This is a genomic window from Citrobacter sp. wls619 (assembly GCF_005281345.1).
GTDB lineage: Bacteria > Pseudomonadota > Gammaproteobacteria > Enterobacterales > Enterobacteriaceae > Citrobacter.
The window spans coordinates 21,348-38,690 of the sequence record NZ_SZXJ01000078.1 but is presented as its reverse complement, the minus strand read 5'-3'; the positions used below and the strand labels follow the sequence as shown (position 1 = coordinate 38,690).

General features: G+C 51.8%; 19 protein-coding genes, 2 tRNA genes and 1 pseudogene. 10 read left to right on the top strand and 12 right to left on the bottom strand.

The genetic code is table 11. The annotated features are described in order from the left end of the window. The first annotated feature begins 100 nt into the window (after window positions 1–100). From puuE to FDX19_RS14830, 6 genes are all read left to right on the top strand, one after another. Window positions 101–1,363, top strand: coding sequence for a 4-aminobutyrate transaminase (puuE, locus tag FDX19_RS14855; protein ID WP_137383298.1), 1,263 nt, complete (start codon window positions 101–103; stop codon window positions 1,361–1,363). 215 nt (window positions 1,364–1,578) lie between these two features. Beyond that, window positions 1,579–3,711: a TonB-dependent siderophore receptor gene (locus tag FDX19_RS14850; protein ID WP_137383297.1), complete on the top strand. Its 2,133-nt coding sequence runs from the start codon at window positions 1,579–1,581 to the stop codon at window positions 3,709–3,711. 9 nt (window positions 3,712–3,720) lie between these two features. Next, on the top strand, window positions 3,721–4,731 hold the full coding sequence (locus tag FDX19_RS14845; protein ID WP_137383296.1) for an ABC transporter substrate-binding protein: 1,011 nt from the start codon (window positions 3,721–3,723) through the stop codon (window positions 4,729–4,731). 164 nt (window positions 4,732–4,895) lie between these two features. Continuing rightward, window positions 4,896–5,951: an ABC transporter substrate-binding protein gene (locus FDX19_RS14840; RefSeq protein ID WP_137383295.1), complete on the top strand. Its 1,056-nt coding sequence runs from the start codon at window positions 4,896–4,898 to the stop codon at window positions 5,949–5,951. Next, complete coding sequence (locus FDX19_RS14835; protein WP_137383294.1) at window positions 5,938–6,942, top strand: iron ABC transporter permease; 1,005 nt, start codon at window positions 5,938–5,940, stop codon at window positions 6,940–6,942. The genes FDX19_RS14840 and FDX19_RS14835 overlap by 14 nt, the downstream gene beginning before the upstream one ends. Then, entirely contained in the window at window positions 6,939–7,691 is a 753-nt protein-coding gene (locus tag FDX19_RS14830; RefSeq protein ID WP_137383293.1) for an ABC transporter ATP-binding protein, read from the top strand. Before FDX19_RS14835 ends, FDX19_RS14830 begins: the two co-directional genes overlap by 4 nt. On the opposite strand, the gene FDX19_RS14825 is transcribed toward FDX19_RS14830, so the two are convergent. Next, window positions 7,660–8,400, bottom strand: coding sequence for a substrate-binding domain-containing protein (locus FDX19_RS14825; protein ID WP_137383292.1), 741 nt, complete (start codon window positions 8,398–8,400; stop codon window positions 7,660–7,662). The two genes, FDX19_RS14830 and FDX19_RS14825, sit on opposite strands and share 32 nt — an antisense overlap. A gap of 247 nt (window positions 8,401–8,647) precedes the next feature. On the opposite strand from FDX19_RS14825, the gene FDX19_RS14820 reads away from it, so the two are divergent. After that, a complete protein-coding gene (locus tag FDX19_RS14820; RefSeq protein ID WP_137383291.1) occupies window positions 8,648–9,445 on the top strand; it encodes an MBL fold metallo-hydrolase in 798 nt (265 codons plus the stop codon). Between the two features lie 67 nt (window positions 9,446–9,512). On the opposite strand, the gene FDX19_RS14815 is transcribed toward FDX19_RS14820, so the two are convergent. From FDX19_RS14815 to FDX19_RS14765, 11 genes and pseudogenes are all read right to left on the bottom strand, one after another. After that, a tRNA-Val gene (locus tag FDX19_RS14815) sits at window positions 9,513–9,589 on the bottom strand. Window positions 9,590–9,592: 3 nt separating this feature from the next. Then, window positions 9,593–9,669: transfer RNA gene (locus FDX19_RS14810), tRNA-Val, on the bottom strand. 199 nt (window positions 9,670–9,868) lie between these two features. Beyond that, window positions 9,869–10,112: pseudogene (locus tag FDX19_RS14805) on the bottom strand (glutathione peroxidase); the annotation flags it as partial. Next, window positions 10,109–10,663 carry a GNAT family N-acetyltransferase gene (locus tag FDX19_RS14800; RefSeq protein WP_137383290.1) on the bottom strand — a complete coding sequence of 185 codons (555 nt, stop codon included), beginning with the start codon at window positions 10,661–10,663 and terminating at the stop codon, window positions 10,109–10,111. The pseudogene FDX19_RS14805 and the gene FDX19_RS14800, both read right to left, overlap by 4 nt. Before the next feature lie 33 nt (window positions 10,664–10,696). Continuing rightward, window positions 10,697–11,029: an EmrE family multidrug efflux SMR transporter gene (locus FDX19_RS14795; protein WP_063941528.1), complete on the bottom strand. Its 333-nt coding sequence runs from the start codon at window positions 11,027–11,029 to the stop codon at window positions 10,697–10,699. A gap of 256 nt (window positions 11,030–11,285) precedes the next feature. Continuing rightward, window positions 11,286–11,453 carry a GNAT family N-acetyltransferase gene (locus FDX19_RS14790; protein ID WP_137383450.1) on the bottom strand — a complete coding sequence of 56 codons (168 nt, stop codon included), beginning with the start codon at window positions 11,451–11,453 and terminating at the stop codon, window positions 11,286–11,288. 245 nt (window positions 11,454–11,698) lie between these two features. Further along, window positions 11,699–12,784 (bottom strand): FAD-dependent oxidoreductase, encoded by a 1,086-nt coding sequence (locus tag FDX19_RS14785; protein WP_137383289.1) that lies wholly within the window; start codon window positions 12,782–12,784, stop codon window positions 11,699–11,701. Beyond that, window positions 12,781–13,461, bottom strand: a complete 681-nt coding sequence (locus FDX19_RS14780) for a cupin domain-containing protein (protein ID WP_137383288.1) — start codon at window positions 13,459–13,461, stop codon at window positions 12,781–12,783. Before FDX19_RS14780 ends, FDX19_RS14785 begins: the two co-directional genes overlap by 4 nt. 44 nt (window positions 13,462–13,505) lie before the next feature. Beyond that, window positions 13,506–13,850 (bottom strand): carboxymuconolactone decarboxylase family protein, encoded by a 345-nt coding sequence (locus tag FDX19_RS14775; RefSeq protein WP_137383287.1) that lies wholly within the window; start codon window positions 13,848–13,850, stop codon window positions 13,506–13,508. A 44-nt stretch (window positions 13,851–13,894) separates the two neighbouring features. Then, a complete protein-coding gene (locus FDX19_RS14770) occupies window positions 13,895–14,176 on the bottom strand; it encodes a hypothetical protein (protein ID WP_137383286.1) in 282 nt (93 codons plus the stop codon). Between the two features lie 206 nt (window positions 14,177–14,382). Continuing rightward, the gene (locus tag FDX19_RS14765; protein ID WP_137383285.1) at window positions 14,383–15,297 is read right to left on the bottom strand and encodes a LysR substrate-binding domain-containing protein; all 915 of its coding nucleotides are present in this window, start codon (window positions 15,295–15,297) and stop codon (window positions 14,383–14,385) included. A gap of 174 nt (window positions 15,298–15,471) precedes the next feature. Between FDX19_RS14765 and FDX19_RS14760 the strand changes: the two genes are divergently transcribed. From FDX19_RS14760 to FDX19_RS14750, 3 genes are all read left to right on the top strand, one after another. Then, window positions 15,472–16,248 (top strand): SDR family NAD(P)-dependent oxidoreductase, encoded by a 777-nt coding sequence (locus FDX19_RS14760; protein WP_137383284.1) that lies wholly within the window; start codon window positions 15,472–15,474, stop codon window positions 16,246–16,248. A 96-nt stretch (window positions 16,249–16,344) separates the two neighbouring features. Beyond that, on the top strand, window positions 16,345–16,776 hold the full coding sequence (locus FDX19_RS14755; protein WP_249357558.1) for an OsmC family protein: 432 nt from the start codon (window positions 16,345–16,347) through the stop codon (window positions 16,774–16,776). 36 nt (window positions 16,777–16,812) lie between these two features. After that, window positions 16,813–17,331: a carboxymuconolactone decarboxylase family protein gene (locus FDX19_RS14750; RefSeq protein ID WP_137383282.1), complete on the top strand. Its 519-nt coding sequence runs from the start codon at window positions 16,813–16,815 to the stop codon at window positions 17,329–17,331. Window positions 17,332–17,343 lie beyond the last annotated feature (12 nt).

Genomic DNA, 17,343 nt, shown 5'->3' with positions numbered 1-17,343 from the left:
TCCTTAAAATAAAACGATTTGGCTCTCGATTAAAGTACCAGATGGCGTCTAAATTTAAAGGGTAATTCAACCAATTGTGTTTATGGACAAGGTGTAGAGAATGAACAATAAAAACCTGCAACAACGTCGTCTGGATGCCACCCCACGTGGCGTGGGCGTGATGTGTGATTTTTATGCCCAGTCGGCTGAAAACAGCACGATTACCGATATTGAAGGCAATCAGTATATCGATTTCGCCGCCGGGATTGCCGTGCTGAACACCGGCCACCGCCATCCGCGTCTGGTGCAGGCCGTTGAAGCACAACTGCAAGCCTTTACCCATACGGCTTATCAGATTGTTCCCTACGAAAGCTATGTGTCGCTGGCGGAGAAAATCAACGCGGTGGCGCCAATTGACGGTAAGCGTAAAACGACATTCTTTACCACCGGGGCTGAGGCCGTGGAAAATGCGGTTAAAATTGCCCGCGCTCACACCGGTCGCCCTGGCATTATCGCCTTTGGCGGTGGTTTCCACGGGCGGACATACATGACGATGGCGTTAACCGGCAAAGTGGCGCCATACAAAAAAGGCTTCGGCCCGTTCCCGGGGTCCGTTTACCATGCGCCGTATCCTTCTGCGCTGCAGGGGATTTCAACTGCAGACTCGGTTAAAGCGATAGAGCGTTTGTTTAAAGCGGATATCGATCCGAGCCAGGTCGCGGCGATTATCTTCGAACCCGTCCAGGGTGAAGGCGGCTTTGTTGTCGCACCAGCGGAGTTTGTCGCGGCAATTCGCCGTATCTGCGATGAGCATGGCATCGTGATGATTGCCGATGAGGTGCAAAGTGGTTTTGCCCGTACCGGGGAGTTGTTTGCGATGGATCACTATGCGGATAAAGCAGATCTGATGACCATGGCGAAAAGCCTTGCGGGTGGGATGCCGTTATCGGGTGTGGTAGGCAAAGCCGATATTATGGATGCGCCTGCGCCGGGTGGGCTGGGGGGGACTTACGCCGGGAACCCGCTATCGATTGCGGCAGCTCATGCGGTACTGGATATCATCCGTGATGAAAAGCTGTGCCAGCGTGCAGCAGCGCTTGGCGAGCAGCTGCGTGCTGTGCTGACCGATGCGCGTGCAGCATGTCCTGAACTTGCTGAAGTGCGGGGATTAGGCTCGATGATTGCCGCTGAATTCTGCGATGCGGCCACGGGTGAACCCAGTGCCACCGCCGCACAGCGCGTGCAGAAAAAAGCGCTTGAACAGGGGCTGTTGCTGTTAACGTGCGGTCAGTATGGCAACGTGATCCGCTTCCTTTACCCACTGACTATCCCGCAGGATCAGTTTGCACAAGCGTTAGAGATAATCAAAACGTCGATGAAGTAATCTCGTTCAGCACAGATCGTGTGTAAAGCCGACAGTAGCCATTACCGTCGGCTTTTTTGTTGTCGCCAATTCGCCAATCCCTTTCGTTATATATTTACATATATATCGATTAAGCCTATCCTATTCATCATACAAATATAATAAACGTGCCCCGCAAGAGAAGGCGCTTGTGTTAGCGACCGCCAGTCTTTCTATCTAACGAATTGAATCAACACATGTTAAATTGCAAAATCACCCCAATTGCCTCCGGGTTGCTGACGTTTTCTTGTCTTGCCGCCCCCCTGTCGGCCCATGCTGATGACACCATTACCGTGACTGCCTCCGCGCCTGCTCAATCTTCGTTCCCCGAGCAGGAGCCTGCGGCGGCTGAAAAAAAGGCGACGATCGGTAGCCTGGGCCAGCGAGAGTTAATCGATGTTCCGTGGTCGGTACAAACACTGTCGAAAAAGGTGATTGATCAGCAACAAATCAAAGATGTTAAGGATGTTTATCGCTACATACCGTCCGTTCAGGGAGAGGGTGTTCGACCACAAACCCGTGGCATGCAAGGGAGCGTGGTGCAAAACCATATGATTGATGGGCTGAATGCCGTTTCCACCACCGAATATCCGACAGAGCAGTTCCAGAATATAGACGTACTGAGCGGTATAGCAGGTTCACTGTACGGACCCGCTAACCCGGCGGGGATGTTTAATCTGGTCTCGAAACGCCCTCTGGATACGCCACTGCATCGGGTTACCGTAGGGCAAGGTACAGGATCAGGAACGCTGGCATCAATGGATTTCAGCGGGCCTGTCGACGCGGGAGACAGGGTGAAGTACCGCCTCAATCTGATGAATGATGAAGGGCACAGTTACACCACCGATAGCCATGTTCGTCGGCAGTACGCGGGATTGGGCCTGGATTTTCAGTTGACCGATAAAACCGTACTGGAGAGTAATTTCAGCTATTACCATTATTACGAAAAAGGCATGCCGGGCAGCTTTGCGCTGGCAAAAGGCGTGCAGTTTCCTTCGGCATTCGATCCGACTAACAGTAAATATGGTCAGTCGTATGCGGGTCATGATGATGAAACGACCACCGCGGACATGCACATCAAGCATGATTTTGACGGTAACTGGATGCTGGATCTGGGAGCCTTACACCAGGTTGCTGACCGTGAATCGACGGCGGTAACCAATACCCTGACGGATAATCGGGGTCACTACACCACCACGACCTCGAATTCAGCGGCCAGTCGCTTTACGATCAACAGCTATTTGGCGAACCTGACCGGCAGCATTGATTCCGGCTGGTTGACGCAGGATATCGCGACCGGAATGCGCGGATTTGTATGGAAAAACTATAACCCGAGAAATGGGGGAACCTTTACGCTGGGGCATTCTTCACTTGATCAACACCCCGACTATCCACGCCCGCCTTATCCTGACTTTACTAATCGCTATCATTCGGCGACCACTACGCAGCATGCATTTCTGTTAAGCGATACGCTGCATTTCACTCCGCAATGGAGTTTGTTGCTGTCTGGCAGCGAAAACCTGTTTACCGTCAGCAATTATAACAAATCCGGTCATGAAACCAGTCGCCAAAAGGATAACGGTATGAGCGGCTCCACCAGCCTGATGTATAAACCGGTTGAGAACGTCACGCTGTACACCACCTGGGCTGACAGTTTGCAGCAGGGGGATACCGCACCGGCCGGGGCCAGCAACGCGGGACACGTACTGGAACCGTATCGCAGCCATCAGGTGGAGGTGGGGGCAAAATATGCGCCGGTCAAAGATCTGCTGCTCACCGCTGCGCTATTTGAAGCAAAACGTCCCTTCGCTTATACCAACGACAATGGCGAATTTGCCCAGGACGGGACGCAGAAAAACCGCGGGCTGGAACTGATGGCTGATGGGCATATCACGGAGAATTTACGGGTGTTAGGGGGAGCCGCCTGGTTGGACCCCATGCTGCACAACACTGCCGCCAGCAATGCAGATGGCAAGCAGGTTGTCGGCTTGCCACGCTTTACCTCGAATGTGCTGGCAGTCTATAGCATTGAACAGGTTCAGGGACTGGATGTGGATGCCAACGTGCATTACGTCGGACGTCGGGCTACCGATAACGCGAATGATACCTGGGTAGGCAGTTATACCACGGTGGATATTGGTAGCCGTTATGCCACCAGACTGTGGAACACGCCCACGACTTTCCGGTTTGATATCACTAACCTGACCGACCGCCGCTACTGGACCAACATTGTCCCTGGCGCGTTGACGGGTTATACGGGGGCCGGGGCGGCCAGTGCGCAACTTGGCGCCCCTCGTCAGGCGCAGATTTCTGTTCAGGTTGATTTTTAAGGATTGCTGATGAAAACGTGCCACACATGGTTGCTCTGTGTGTGGCTGGCGTTTCCCGCCCTGGCCACGCGTCAGGTTGTGGATGATGCCGGTCACACTGTCACCGTCCCCACACCGGTTCAACGTATTGCGGATAGCTGGTTTGCCCATCACTCGGTGCTGATGACGCTGGGGGCGGGACGTCAGATTGTCGCCACCGTCAACCACCCACAGAGCCAGCCGTGGATGTTCAAAATAAACCCATCGCTTAATCAGGCCTTACAAATTCACGGGACGTCATTCAATAGCGAGGCCCTGCTGGCTCTGCATACCGACGTACTGTTTGTCGCAAAGGGCAAGGGGGATGCGCAGAGTTACAACCAGGCGGGCATCCCGACGCTGGAAATGGCATTTACTGATTATCCGTCGATGGAAAAGTCAGTCACGACCACGGCGGACGTGTTGGGTACGGACCAGGCGCGCGCCAGGGCGGTGGCATATAATCAATTTTTAACCCGCACTATTGCGGATGTTCACGCTAAAACGGCGACGTTAGCGGAAAATCAGCGCCCGCGGGTTCTGCACATTCAGTCGCTAAACCCACTGAAAGTCGACGGTAGAAACACGTTGATTGATACCTGGATTGCGCTCTCTGGTGGGCGGAACGTCGCCGGGGAAGTGGACGGTAACATGAAAGAAGTCTCACCCGAGCGGGTGCTGTATTGGCAGCCGGAGGTGATTATTCTCGGGGCGGGATGTGGCGATATTGCCCGTTCACCTTATGCCGCGTTGTTCAAAGAACTTAACGCGGTGAAACAGGGCAAAGTCTGGCGCAATCCGGCGGGCGTCTTCCCCTGGGATCGCTATGGAACCGAAAGCGCGTTGCAGTTGCTGTGGGCCGCGTCAAAACTGCATCCAACACTGTTTAGCGGTCTGGATATGGTGAACGTAACCCGCGATTTTTACCGCCAGTTTTTTGATTATTCGCTTAGCGAGGCGCAGGCGATGCGGATTTTAGCCGGGCTACCCCCACAGGGGTAAAACGGGAAGCGCAGACGGGCAAATGCAGGCCAGTTCAGGGTTACACGCTGTATTTGCCGTGACGAACCGCGTGGAGGTATACCGTGTCTGGTGATAATGGGTTGCCAGCTATCACGTTATATAATTTAATGCATATCGAATTTTTCCCAGTCCAGATGGTATCTATGTTAACGCTTCGCTCTTTTGTGCTGGTTTGCGCCAGCATGTTTTTTGCCTTTTCCGCGCAGGCGGATCGTACTATCACCGATCAGCTTGGGCGTCAGGTTACGATCCCTGACCATGTCGATAAGGTGGTTGTGCTGCAACACCAGACGCTGAATATTCTGGTGCAACTGGATGCTGCGCAGGATATTGTCGGCGTGATGTCGAGCTGGAAAAAACAGCTTGGGCCTGAGTTTGCCCGTTTTATGCCGACAATAACTACGCTGCCTACGCCTGGCGATCTCACCAGCGTGAATATCGAAAGTCTGCTGGCAATTCATCCGCAGGTAGTGTTTGTCGCCAACTATGCGCCCGCCGAGATGATCCAGCAGATTCAGAATGCCGGTATCCCGGTGGTGGCTATCTCGTTACGTCAGGATATTGCCGGGCAACAGAATAAAATGAACCCGACGATGGCTGATGAAGAGCAGGTCTACAACGACGGTTTAAAGCAGGGGATCCGCCTGATTGCGGATGTGGTTGGGCGTAAAACGCAGGCGGAAACGCTGATCAATTACGTCTTTACGGCGCGAGCAAAATTCAATGCGCCAGTGGCGGCCATACCGGAAGCGCAAAAGGTTCGCATTTATATGGCTAACCCTGACCTTATGACCTACGGTTCCGGGAAATACACCGGCCTGATGATGCAACATGCGGGAGGGTTAAATGTGGCGGCGGCCAGCGTGAAAGGCGCACGTCAGGTGGCGCTTGAGCAGGTGCTGGCGTGGAACCCGCAGGTGATTTTTGTTCAGGACCGATATCCACAGGTGGTCACTGAGATCCAAAACGATCCTAACTGGCAGGGCATTGATGCGGTGAAAAATCATCGTGTCTGGTTGATGCCTGAATATGCCAAAGCCTGGGGCTATCCGATGCCGGAAGCGTTGGCGATAGGCGAGCTGTGGATGGCCAAAAAACTTTACCCGGATGCCTATAAAAATGTCGACGTGGATGCGCAGGCGCAGGATTACTATCAACGTTTTTATCGTGTGAACTGGCAGTCTGATGCTGCTAAGTAAACGGGGTTTCCCCCTGCAATCATTACTGATAGCAGGGGTGTTGGTACTGGGGGTCAGTTCGCTGTGTCTCGGACAATATCCGTTGTCGCTACGTGAAGTGTTTTATCAACTCACCCATTTTGGCGATGCGCAGGGTATTGCCAGTCAGGTGATATGGACGGTCAGACTACCGCGTATTCTGATGGCGTTGCTGGCGGGTGGTGCGTTGGGATTGTGCGGCGCTACCTTGCAAGGGGTGTTTCACAACCCATTGGTCGACCCGCACATCATAGGCGTAACCTCGGGGGCGGCCTTCGGTGGGACACTGGCTATTCTGCTGGGCCTTGAACCGTGGCTGATGATGGGGTCAACCTTCTTCTTCGGTCTGGCGGCGCTGATTCTGGTGTATGCCATTGCGGCCTTACAGGGGCTGGAAAATACGCTGGTGCTGATCTTGTCTGGCATCATTTTAAGTGGTTTTTTTGCCGCGCTGGTGAGCCTGATTCAATACCAGGCCGATACGGAAGAAACCTTGCCCAACATCGTATTCTGGCTGCTGGGCAGTTTTGCCACGGCTAACTGGCATAAAGTCCTGCTGCTGGCGATCCCGGTATCCATTGCGGCGACGATGTTGTACCAGTTGCGCTGGCGGATAAATCTGTTATCGCTCAATGATAAAGATGCTAAAGCGCTGGGCGTGGCGGTGGTTCCGCTGCGGCGTAGCGTGCTGGTGTGCTGCGCGTTTTTAGTTGCCGCACAGGTGGCGGTCAGCGGCAGCATTGCCTGGGTCGGGCTGGTTATTCCCCATCTTGCGCGGCTGCTGGTGGGGGTTGATCATCGTCGCTTGCTCCCGTGTGCATTCTGGATGGGGGGCGGTTTTATGATTGCGGTCGATGATATCGCCCGCACCCTGATGCATGCGGAAATACCGCTGGGGATCATCACCGCGTTGCTCGGCGCACCGCTGTTTGCCTTCTTACTTATTCGTACCAGTCGTCGGGGGAAACAATGACATCTGTTGCGCTCAGTGTGAATCAGCTTAGCTATGGCTATCGCTCTCCATTGTTTGCCCCCCTCACTTTTCAGTGTGAGCAAGGCCAGATCTGGGCGGTGCTTGGGCGAAACGGTCTGGGCAAGAGCACGCTGCTGGATACGCTCACGGGCACGCGACCCGCACTGGGCGGGAGTATTGAGGTTCATGGGGGGATAGGCATTGTGGCCCAGCATTGCCATCTGCCGTTTCCCTATACGGTGAGCGATGTGGTGTTGATGGGGCGGGCACAGCACGTAAAATTGTTTGCACAACCCAGCCGTCAGGATCAACAACGGGCGGAGCAGGCGCTGGAACAGCTAAACATTGCGCATCTCGCCGCCATATCGTTTAGCTCTCTTTCTGGTGGTCAGCAGCAACTGGTGATGATTGCCCGCGCTCTGGTTACGGAATGCCAGACGTTGTTGCTTGATGAGCCATGTTCAGCGCTGGATCTTGCCAATCAGCAGGTCGTGCTACAGCTCATCAGCGATTTGGCACACCGGCAGGGCTGTAGCGTGCTTTTCTCGACGCACGATCCGTTGCACGCCTTACAGATTGCAACCCATACGCTGCTGTTGCTTCCCGAGGGCAAATGGCTGGCAGGGCTGACGGACGGCGTGGTGACAGAAGACAATCTGTTCCAGGCCTATGGCCTGCCATTGCGAAAATTCAGTGTGGAAAACTATCAGACCCCGTTTATTGCGCCGCTGTTTGCGATCCAGCGCTAACGGGCAAGAAACCGGCGGCGGTCAGCAACGCCTGACCGTCGTGGGCAAGCATAAATTTAACCAGTCTCATCACTTCTTCAGACGCATCGAGCACCGCCAGTTGGTATTCACACAAGATGTTCTGTTCAGCAGGAATAGCAACGTAGCGAACATCGGACTGTGAACCCAGTGCTTTTGCATAATGCGCGTAACCAATAAACAGATCGGCCAACCCCTGGCGAAGAATCCAACTGCTTGCCAACTCACCAGGCGGGATGCTGAGCGTATCGCGGCCGCCAACCAGTGGCAGGGCGCGTGCACGAAGCTGTCGTCCAAGGCCCGGTTCCAGTGCATCCATATTGTCGAAAAATGCCCAGGTATAATCACCGGAAGGGTCGCAGCCCGGTGTGGATGTGCCAATACGTAGCGCCGGGTCGCGTAGTAAATCCAGCCAGCCGCCGCGCTGGTTGGTGACCAGACCCAGTTGATTCCAGCACAGTGTATGCGTGGAAATGGCCTGGCGTGTGTCCAGTAGCCGTTGCGGATGTGCCCGATTTGCACTGGCGAACAGTGCGCACGGTTCCCCGGCTTCAATACGCTCGCGTAGCAACCCTGCCGGGCCGTAGCCAACGTTGACCTCAATGCCGCTAAGGCGGGTGAACTGATTGAGCAATGGGGTAAATGCCAGTCGTAAACTTCCCGCAGCAAGGAGGGTGATTGAAGAGGGCATGAAATCTGATCTCTGGGCTATGGCGGTTATGCGAAGAAGGTGAATGATACGCTCCGCACCAGGAATTTTGAAGGCATCTGGTGACGCGGTTCCGCTGGCATCATTTGGTGTTGTACTCACTTTCAAAGGGGTATTTGACCCAGCGTGCGGTGGGATGCTGACGCTGTCTTTTTTTGTTCTATGCTTTGACCGTAATAAAAGATCCTGAACGGGAACGGAAGAGGGCAAACGTGCAGGGGGAAGACAAATGACAATCTTGTGTAAGACCTGCGGAACGTCTTATGACGATGCGCAAGGGGCTATAGCGCATTGCAAAATCTGCGAAGATGAGCGCCAGTATGTTCCCGTTACCGGGCAATCATGGATCGATCCAGCTGTGCTTCACGCGACGTATACGAATAAATGGCAGCAGCATGAGCGTTGGCTACTGAGTATTCAGACTGTGCCACGGTTTGCCATTAACCAGCGGGCATTTTTGCTACGCACCCCGCAGGGGAATGTGCTCTGGGATTGTATTGCGAATCTGGACCCGGCCACGCAGACGCTCGTCACCGCGCTGGGTGGGTTGAGCGCTATTGCCATTTCGCATCCTCACTACTACTCCACGATGCAGGATTGGGCGGCAGCATTCGATGCACCAATCTATCTGCATGCTGACGATCGCCAGTGGATTATGCGTGACAGTCCCTCTATTCGGCTATGGGAAGGCGATGTGCATAAATTGCTCCCTACCGTGACGTTGTTACGCCTGGGCGGACATTTTGCGGGGGGGAGTATTATGCATATTGATGATGGGGAAGGGATAATCCTCGCGGGCGATATTCTGCAGGTCACTCCCGGTGCGGATGCCGTGTCGTTTATGTGGAGCTACCCCAATATGCTGCCATTGCCGGCAAGCGCGGTTATCCACATTATGCACGCGTTGCAGGATGTCAGATTCGACCGACTCTATGGCGCGTTTGAAGGTCAGGATATTAAATCCAATGCCAGACAGATTGTGGTGCGATCGGTGCAGAAGTATCTTGCTTGTTTGCGCAAAGAATAAGGTGTGTTTCAGGAGAACGTTTGAGAATTTTCGAAGTAAAAAAGCACCAAATCAAAGGGATATGATTTGGTGCGTCCGAGTGGACTCGAACCACCGACCCCCACCATGTCAAGGTGGTGCTCTAACCAACTGAGCTACGGACGCAAATGGTGCGTTCAATTGGACTCGAACCAACGACCCCCACCATGTCAAGGTGGTGCTCTAACCAACTGAGCTATGAACGCAACGTTGTAGGTGACAACGGGGACGAATATTAGCGGCACAGACCGAATGAGGCAAGAGGGAATTAGCATTTTTCTGCATGTTTTCACGCGATTGCAGAGTAATTAAGCAAGTTGATTATATTTTGTTGATATTGCAGCATGTTTTTTATTCAGACAGCGAACTGGAGCATACCGGGGTTGGTTTGAATTACAGGGACGCTCAGACTTTAAGCGCGGTAAGGATAGTGGTTTCTATTTTCTCTGGGGTAGTGAAGGGGGGTAAAACGCTTGAGCGGCTTGTCGTCACGCCCGATCAGGAACGTAGCAAAATTCCACTTGTTCCGCCCACCCAGCACGCCGGATAATTCGTCTTTCAGGTAACGAAATACCGAGTGTGTAGCGGCACCGTTGACTTCCACTTTCTCAAAAGTCGGGAAGCCTACACGGGACATTCCATAATTTATATTAACCGACGCTGACGAGCGTTCCATTCGTCGCGCGTGATTTCCCAAAGTTCAGAATCCAGTAACCCGCTGACATACTCTTTCTTTTCCGTCTTGATAAGCCGCATGCCGCTACTGTCTGATATACGTTTGGAACGGATATTGAGAGATGCTTTCGGCGCACGCAATACCGTCTTATTTAACGTATTAAACCAGTAATCCGTAGCGACATTACTGGCCTCACGCATAAAACCCTGACCCTGATATTCCGGAGCTAACCAAAATCCACGGTTATTATCCTCAACGTCATAAAGGCAAATTAAACCTATGAGAGCGTCAGGGGCATCACGGAGTCTGATAGTCCAGACCCACGCAATCCCTTTTTCCATATCAGGCAGGGCAACGTTATTGACGTAATTCTCCGCACCGTTATCAGGATAGGGCCAGGGTACAGAGGAAACCATATAGCGAACTATCTCCCAGCGTGGATAAAGCACCTGAATCTGCGGGGCATCTTCGGCTTCTAATGGTTTTAACAGCAAGCGTTCCGTATGGAGTTTTGGTATTTTCATATGCGCTTTTCCTGCTCGAGCAAGATAAGAGAATCAATGTGGGGAGGATTTTGAAAAAATATTAATAACCAGAACCCCAGCACAAATAAGAAGCATGCCTGCGATCGCCGGAAAATCAAGTTTTTGCCCACTGACCAACCAGCCCAAAAGGCTGATTAATACGATTCCAGCACCTGACCAAATTGCGTACGCAATACCCGTCGGAATGGTCGACAGAGTCTGGGAGAGAAGATAAAAGGCTGTGCAGTAGCACACAATAGTTGCTACAGATGGCCATAGGCGCGTGAAGCCGTCAGAGAACTTCATCAGGGTTGTACCTATGACTTCAGCTACGATGGCCCCGGCAAGGAAAATGTATGAATTCAAAATCTGATCCTATGTGACAATCTAAAGCAAATATCGTAGCACAAAGGGTTGGGTGAGTTTGAACACAGCCCAAACTACTGCTGAAATGTCCGTTTCATGGCATCTGGCGAAGCACTGCAAGGTCCGCTTTGAGCGAAAACGGAAGTTGGCGTTAGGCGTACGGAGTCTTCAAGAGCATCATGGTAATGAAAAATGCCGCTTGCGCGGCATTGTTTTATGCTTTCAGGTGGAGCATTAGAGTGCTGTATTTGGGCAGTTATAAACCCACTCTCATAATGGTGTACGGAGATTCAGTGAAACCACCGCGCTCATAAGCACGAATCGCGCGCCCATTGTCTCCATTCACATATAAGCGAAGTTCCAGTTCCTTATATGATTTGGCTTCTTTAGTTAGATGCTTGATGAGTTCATCAGCTAATCCCAGCCTTACCGTTGTTCACCAGGTTGAAGCGCTTTACCGTGGATTTCGTCCCCTACGGGGAAGCGTTGTATCCATCGGTTGAACTCTCAGCTCAAAGCAGTCCGTCATGCCTGCTTAAAAAAGAGCGAGTATGGGATGTTTTCCGTTTCCTGGCAGTATCCTTTATAAGCTGGCGATTTTATGACAAGAATATTTTCCTTTATCATCAGCCCATGATCTTCAGGGAGTTAGATAAGTCTTTCACTGGTTTATTTTTTACGTAACCACTGGTTAAAACCCTCTGAGGCAGCGTCGATTGCCCCTGCCAGGTAACCCGAAAATTGCGGCGACCACTCACTTGCAATCCCTGTCATTTTCCCGGCCCATTCGCCCAGCATCGGAATCTGTTCGGGTAAGGCATGGCCAACTTCCTGCAGCAGGTCAAATTCCGTTGCAGTAAATGGATCTGCCGCCCAGTCTTTTATGAATTCAGCCACAGGAACAGCGGCTTCCAGACCAAACATACGTATCAACTGTTCCCGGCATAGTTGTTTGAGCACGTATTCGGCTACCGTCCATCTCGATTTTGCCGGTATACCAATAAAACCAAAAATTGCTGTCACAGACGAATCAGGCTCAGACACATCATGTATTTCAACCATTGGACCAACCCGGCTGCTTGCATCCCCGGACAGATTCTGTGCCTGTAAAAAATTCGTCTGATACAGAGCGACGTATTTTGCATGTGGTGCCATCCATGTAGGGGTTTTACGCCAGTTGGTCAATACCCCGTCAGGCAGCGCTGGCATAAATTCTATTTTTGCGGCCAGCGCAGGAGGTAATGCCAGGAAGACATGCTTACAGTTGAATGTAGACGTTTCATTCCCTGTCGATTTTGTTTGTACCTGGAGACCGCCGGCTGCATGAGAGACAGCAATAACCTGATGGTCTTGCTTGATTTTTTGCACCGGGATCTGATGTTTCAATGCCGTCGTCAAAGCTTGCATTCCGCCTTTCAGCCTGAAGGATTCAGGTGATGTTTCATAAGCGGGATAACGTTCTGGTGCAGAATTGCGCTGACGTTCAAAGAGCATATCACCCGGTCGGGTCTGCGGAACTGATGTCATACCCAGTTGCTGGATAAGTTGTGTTAATGCAGGCTGGATATCAGGCCAGTACCACGTGGCCCCCATATCAATATGTATACCATCTGCAGTGCTGCTCGACAGTACACGCCCACCAGTTCTGTCTCGCGCCTCCAGGAGCAGATAATCAACCCCCGCGTTTTCAAGAAGAGTGGCGGCATAAAGCCCGCTGATACCCGCTCCAATTATTATGACTGTATTTTGATTCACGGGAAGACTCCGGTTAAGGTGGCTGGGTTCAGATGCCCTGTTTTCAGGTATAATGTTACCCCTCCGGCATAAGCAATCAGTGCAGGCATGTCTCCGGGCGGAAATCTCAGCCAGCTGCCTTTTGGATAAATACCGTTAGGGTCGGTCATTTCGCCTTCAAGAAGCAAAATTTCAGCCCCCCCCGATACCGGTGAACAAAAAAGACGCTCCCCGGCAGCCAGTTTGATGAGAGCAACAGATTCCATATTGTCGCTATACAAAGGGCAGATATCTCTTTGAGTCATCCTGTGCCAGTTAGAGCTGTCATTAGTATCTATTCTGATAAACTGGTTTTCGTTTTTCACCATTTGCCTGAGCTTGACAAAGATGGTTGTCCCCTCATGGCTGGAAGGTTGATGCGAAGAGCCATCCGGATTACGCAGGTACCACCCGGATGGATAATCGGTGCCGTTTTCAGTAAAAGTACCGCTCAGGACCAGTATTTCTTCGCCCCCAGGGTGGCTATGCATAGGGAACTCAGAGTGCGGAGCATAGCGGACAAGGCTTGTTGCTCTGGCCTGCTCATGACCGATACGATCCAGCATTATCCGTTCCACGCCGGGTTGAGGGGAACAAGTCCATTGCGCGTTGTCAGGAATGACAACGGCGTGCTTTGTAAAGTCAGCGTTAAGTAGCATTATTTTTCTAGGTTAACGGCATCCTGAGGATGCCGTATTCAGGCTTATTTATTCGGCAGGTTGTCGTAGACATCCAGTGCACGAGCGGTGTAAGTGAGCGCAGCACCTGTATTCATTTTTATTGCTACAGACAGCGCTTCAGCAATCTCCTCACGTGTTGCACCATGTTTGACGGCGGCATCAACATGCACGGCCAGACAACCATCACAACGCGTGGTGACAGCAACGGCAAGGCTAATCAGTTCCTGCGTCTTCTCGTCCAGATGCCCTTTTTCTAACGTCCCTTTATCCATTTGCTGAAAGCCTTTCATAAATTCAGGCTGTAATTTGGCAAATTTGCCGATGGACGCCAGCAACGTACTGCGATATTCATTCCAGTTAGTAAACATTATGAGCTCCGTAAAACCAGACAATTTAGTTAGTCGATAAAGGGTTAAATAACGTCGTAAATCCGCACATCCGGAGCACTGTTCAGATAAGGCTTCAGGGCAACGACCACATCCTGAGTGAACAGCGCGCTGGTGAGATAGGCCTCAGCCTGTTTTACGGTCCTGAAGCCATGTAAAACCTGAACATCTTCAGGGCGAACAAGCAGCTCTTTGGATGTCGCACCGTCAATAGTGCTCAGGAATGGCGCTTTGTATTGCTGATATACGCCTGCTGCGGCTGCACGATTTTCATTGCTGATATCAAGGGTGATTTGCAGATAAGCCATCGTTTTCTCCTTCATTGATAATGATGACAAATACTCCAGCGTAGAACCGGAGCGTTTGTCGTTCGCTGGGGAGGATTATCAGAATGCAGGGCGGGTTCAACAAATCAGATATTCTTGTCTGGCGAGGAAGAAATTCTACGTTGTTAAGATGCCGACATAAAACTGCTGACTTAGCGACAGCAGAGTCTTATGCCGTGGAGACTGGATTACTGGGTTTCTGAAAGGACATCCTGGACAAGCCAGTCCAGAAAAACATTTACTTCGTGGCGGACCTTAATGTGTTGTGGGGTCACCACATAATATGACCATTTCAACGGCCAGCGATGGTCGGGATGCAACTGCACAAGCTGGCCAGTTTCAATCAATTTTTTTACGAGGGCGTAGCGAACAATCGCCACCCCCCGGCCCCCGAGTGCGGACAGGATAACGGCGGATGTTGAGTTAATATGCAGCCCACTTATATGTGCCACCGGGGAGTTAACAGCATCCAGCACATCATCCCACAACGGAAAATTGGCCCCAGGATGGGGTGTATCATCATGGATAAGTTTTTGTGTAGCGAGCCATTCCCCGCAAGATACTTTTTCAGGCGGAACCAGACGGGGGCTACAAACCAGAACCGCCTCTTCATCCATCAGCCAGGTTTTATTTATTCCCGGCCAGTCCCCCAGTCCACACCGGACGCCAATATCTGCCTCGCCATGTGAAACATCAATGAGTTTCTCCGTCACATTTAAGCGTAAGTCTATATTCTCATGGGTTTCTGCAAAGCGATTCAGGCGTTCCATCAACCAGTTCATCACCAGTACCTGAGAAGCTGTGACAACCACAACAGAGCGAGCGCTACGACCACGTAATTTATTCAGGCCAGCCTCGAGCTTATCGAGTCCCAGGGTTATGTCCTGTAAGGCATCCTGAGCCTCATCAACCAGCGTCAGCCGCTCTTTGCCCGTCCGTACACGGTGTAACAGTGGGTGCCCAACCCAGTCTTCCAGTGCCCGGACCAGTTGGCCTACTGCCGCCGGAGTCACACCGAGCTCCTGAGCTGCCCCGGTAAAGCTGCCGTGTCGGGCTGTCGCCTCAAAAGCATGTAGCCATTTCAATCGATTAAGTGAGCGCATTCCAGACTCCTTCATTTTCGTATCCGTCAGTATACGCCACCGAGAAAGATTTTCTTTTCTGTATCGCAATTTCTTCTCAGTAGTCAGTGACTGTTCATCATGTCATTCTGCTGCCACACGATGAGAGCAGTGGTCTCTTGTCAACATCCATAAATGATTCTGAAGAGGTTAGTGATGAACGCATCTTTTGCCGGTAAAAAACTGTTAGTGGTAGGCGGTACAAGCGGAATGGGTTTCGAAACAGCGAAACTGGTCCTGAAAAATGGTGGCAGCGTAGTACTTGTTGGTAACCGCCAGGACAAAGCTGAGCAGGCTCGCCAGGCATTGGCTGCTGACGGTCAGGTCTCCATTATCGTGGCCGATCTGATGAAAGAAGACGGTATGCAGCATGTGGTTAATACCATCAATGCCGAACATAAAGACATCAGCCTGCTGGTGAATGCTGCCGGTGTATTCTTCCCGAAACCCTTCACCGAGCATGAAGGGTCTGACTATGACATGTACATGAATATTAACCGCGCGACGTTCTTTATCACCCGCGACGTGGTTCGCAATATGGTGGCAGCCGGTATTAAAGGTTCGATTGTCAACATCGGTTCTATGTGGGCGCAGCAGGCCATCGGTGCAACACCGTCTTCCGCTTATTCCATGGCAAAAGCCGGTCTGCACGCACTGACTAAAAACCTGGCTATTGAACTGGGTGGCAATGGTATTCGTGTGAATGCCGTTTCGCCAGCGGTTGTTCATACCCCGATTTACGAAGGCTTTATTCCTAAAGATGACGTGAAAGATGTGATGGACAGCTTTGACAACTTCCACCCGATTGGACGTGTAGGCACACCGGGGGATATTGCAGAAACTGTCGCCTTCCTGTTGTCTGACAAGACCGGTTGGGTCACCGGTGCCATCTGGGATATCGATGGCGGTGTGATGGCGGGCCGTAACGCCTGATGACCATGCCGTACATGGGTTTCCATGTGCGGCATCGGAGTAATTATGCAAATTCATACAGCAAACTATGACCTTCTCACTACCTGGCGCGGAGGTATGGCCTGCAGGACATGCTGTCAGTCCTTTAGCATTGATAACCGTCAGCCGGTCCATCAGACGCATGTTATCGACTCAGATGAGCCTGAAGCACTCGGGGGGGAAGGGTTTGCGCCTAATCCCCAGGCGTTGATGCTGGCGGCACTTAATGCCTGTATGACCGCGGCCTTTGTACAGGAAGCCAGAAGTGAGGGAGTCACACTTACACACCTCGAAATCCAGACCCATGGGCAACTCATGACGGGAATTTCCTCGTCCTGTGAAAAAAACGTTGGGGATATTCCCGGCCAGCTACAGTACGTCATTCACGTCAGTGGTCAGGGAACAATGCATCAGTTCGAACAGATCCACCGCCGGGTCATCAGTGCGTCCTTCAACCGATGGTTACTGGCGCAAAACATGACGATAGAGGGTGACTTAATTCTGAACTGAATCTGTCTGCATTATATACACAGCATGGAGAATATAATGGCCAAACCAAGAGTAACACCCTGGCAGGACAGCGACCCGGTTGACCCCGCTCTGCTTAAATCCATCCAGGCCCGTCGACCAGGTGGTGAACTTATCGGTATCGATCGTGTGCTGCTGAAAAGTTTTCCTCTGGCTACCGGCTGGAACGAGCTGATGGTACGGGTTCGAAAAGAGTTTTCTCTCAGCCTTGAGTACCGGGAATTGATCATGCTGCGCGTCGCCTGGCTTAATAAAGCCGCATTCGAATGGGATGTGCATTATCCGGCCTACCTTGATGCAGGTGGAACGGCTGAAAAAGCAGCTGCACTTGAGGAGTCTATCATTTCACCGCAATTCGATGAGACTGAGACCCTGCTTATCAGACTTACCGATCAGTCCACTCATGGCGTCCTGGTGGATGAAAATGTCATCGAAGAGCTCAAAATTCGATTAGGTGAAAAGGAAACCGTGGAGGCCGTTGCAACCGTTGCAGCTTACAACATGGTGTCTCGCTTCCTTGTCGCTCTCGCAATATAAAAACTCCCGGCA

Bases quoted from the DNA above. Each gene is read 5' to 3' on its own strand.
- puuE (WP_137383298.1), top strand. From the start codon at position 101: ATGAACAATAAAAACCTGCAACAACGTCGTCTGGATGCCACCCCACGT.
- FDX19_RS14850 (WP_137383297.1), top strand. From the start codon at position 1,579: ATGTTAAATTGCAAAATCACCCCAATTGCCTCCGGGTTGCTGACGTTT.
- FDX19_RS14845 (WP_137383296.1), top strand. From the start codon at position 3,721: ATGAAAACGTGCCACACATGGTTGCTCTGTGTGTGGCTGGCGTTTCCC.
- FDX19_RS14840 (WP_137383295.1), top strand. From the start codon at position 4,896: ATGTTAACGCTTCGCTCTTTTGTGCTGGTTTGCGCCAGCATGTTTTTT.
- FDX19_RS14835 (WP_137383294.1), top strand. From the start codon at position 5,938: ATGCTGCTAAGTAAACGGGGTTTCCCCCTGCAATCATTACTGATAGCA.
- FDX19_RS14830 (WP_137383293.1), top strand. From the start codon at position 6,939: ATGACATCTGTTGCGCTCAGTGTGAATCAGCTTAGCTATGGCTATCGC.
- FDX19_RS14825 (WP_137383292.1), bottom strand. From the start codon at position 8,400: ATGCCCTCTTCAATCACCCTCCTTGCTGCGGGAAGTTTACGACTGGCA.
- FDX19_RS14820 (WP_137383291.1), top strand. From the start codon at position 8,648: ATGACAATCTTGTGTAAGACCTGCGGAACGTCTTATGACGATGCGCAA.
- FDX19_RS14800 (WP_137383290.1), bottom strand. From the start codon at position 10,663: ATGAAAATACCAAAACTCCATACGGAACGCTTGCTGTTAAAACCATTA.
- FDX19_RS14780 (WP_137383288.1), bottom strand. From the start codon at position 13,461: ATGCTACTTAACGCTGACTTTACAAAGCACGCCGTTGTCATTCCTGAC.
- FDX19_RS14775 (WP_137383287.1), bottom strand. From the start codon at position 13,850: ATGTTTACTAACTGGAATGAATATCGCAGTACGTTGCTGGCGTCCATC.
- FDX19_RS14770 (WP_137383286.1), bottom strand. From the start codon at position 14,176: ATGGCTTATCTGCAAATCACCCTTGATATCAGCAATGAAAATCGTGCA.
- FDX19_RS14765 (WP_137383285.1), bottom strand. From the start codon at position 15,297: ATGCGCTCACTTAATCGATTGAAATGGCTACATGCTTTTGAGGCGACA.
- FDX19_RS14760 (WP_137383284.1), top strand. From the start codon at position 15,472: ATGAACGCATCTTTTGCCGGTAAAAAACTGTTAGTGGTAGGCGGTACA.
- FDX19_RS14755 (WP_249357558.1), top strand. From the start codon at position 16,345: ATGGCCTGCAGGACATGCTGTCAGTCCTTTAGCATTGATAACCGTCAG.
- FDX19_RS14750 (WP_137383282.1), top strand. From the start codon at position 16,813: ATGGCCAAACCAAGAGTAACACCCTGGCAGGACAGCGACCCGGTTGAC.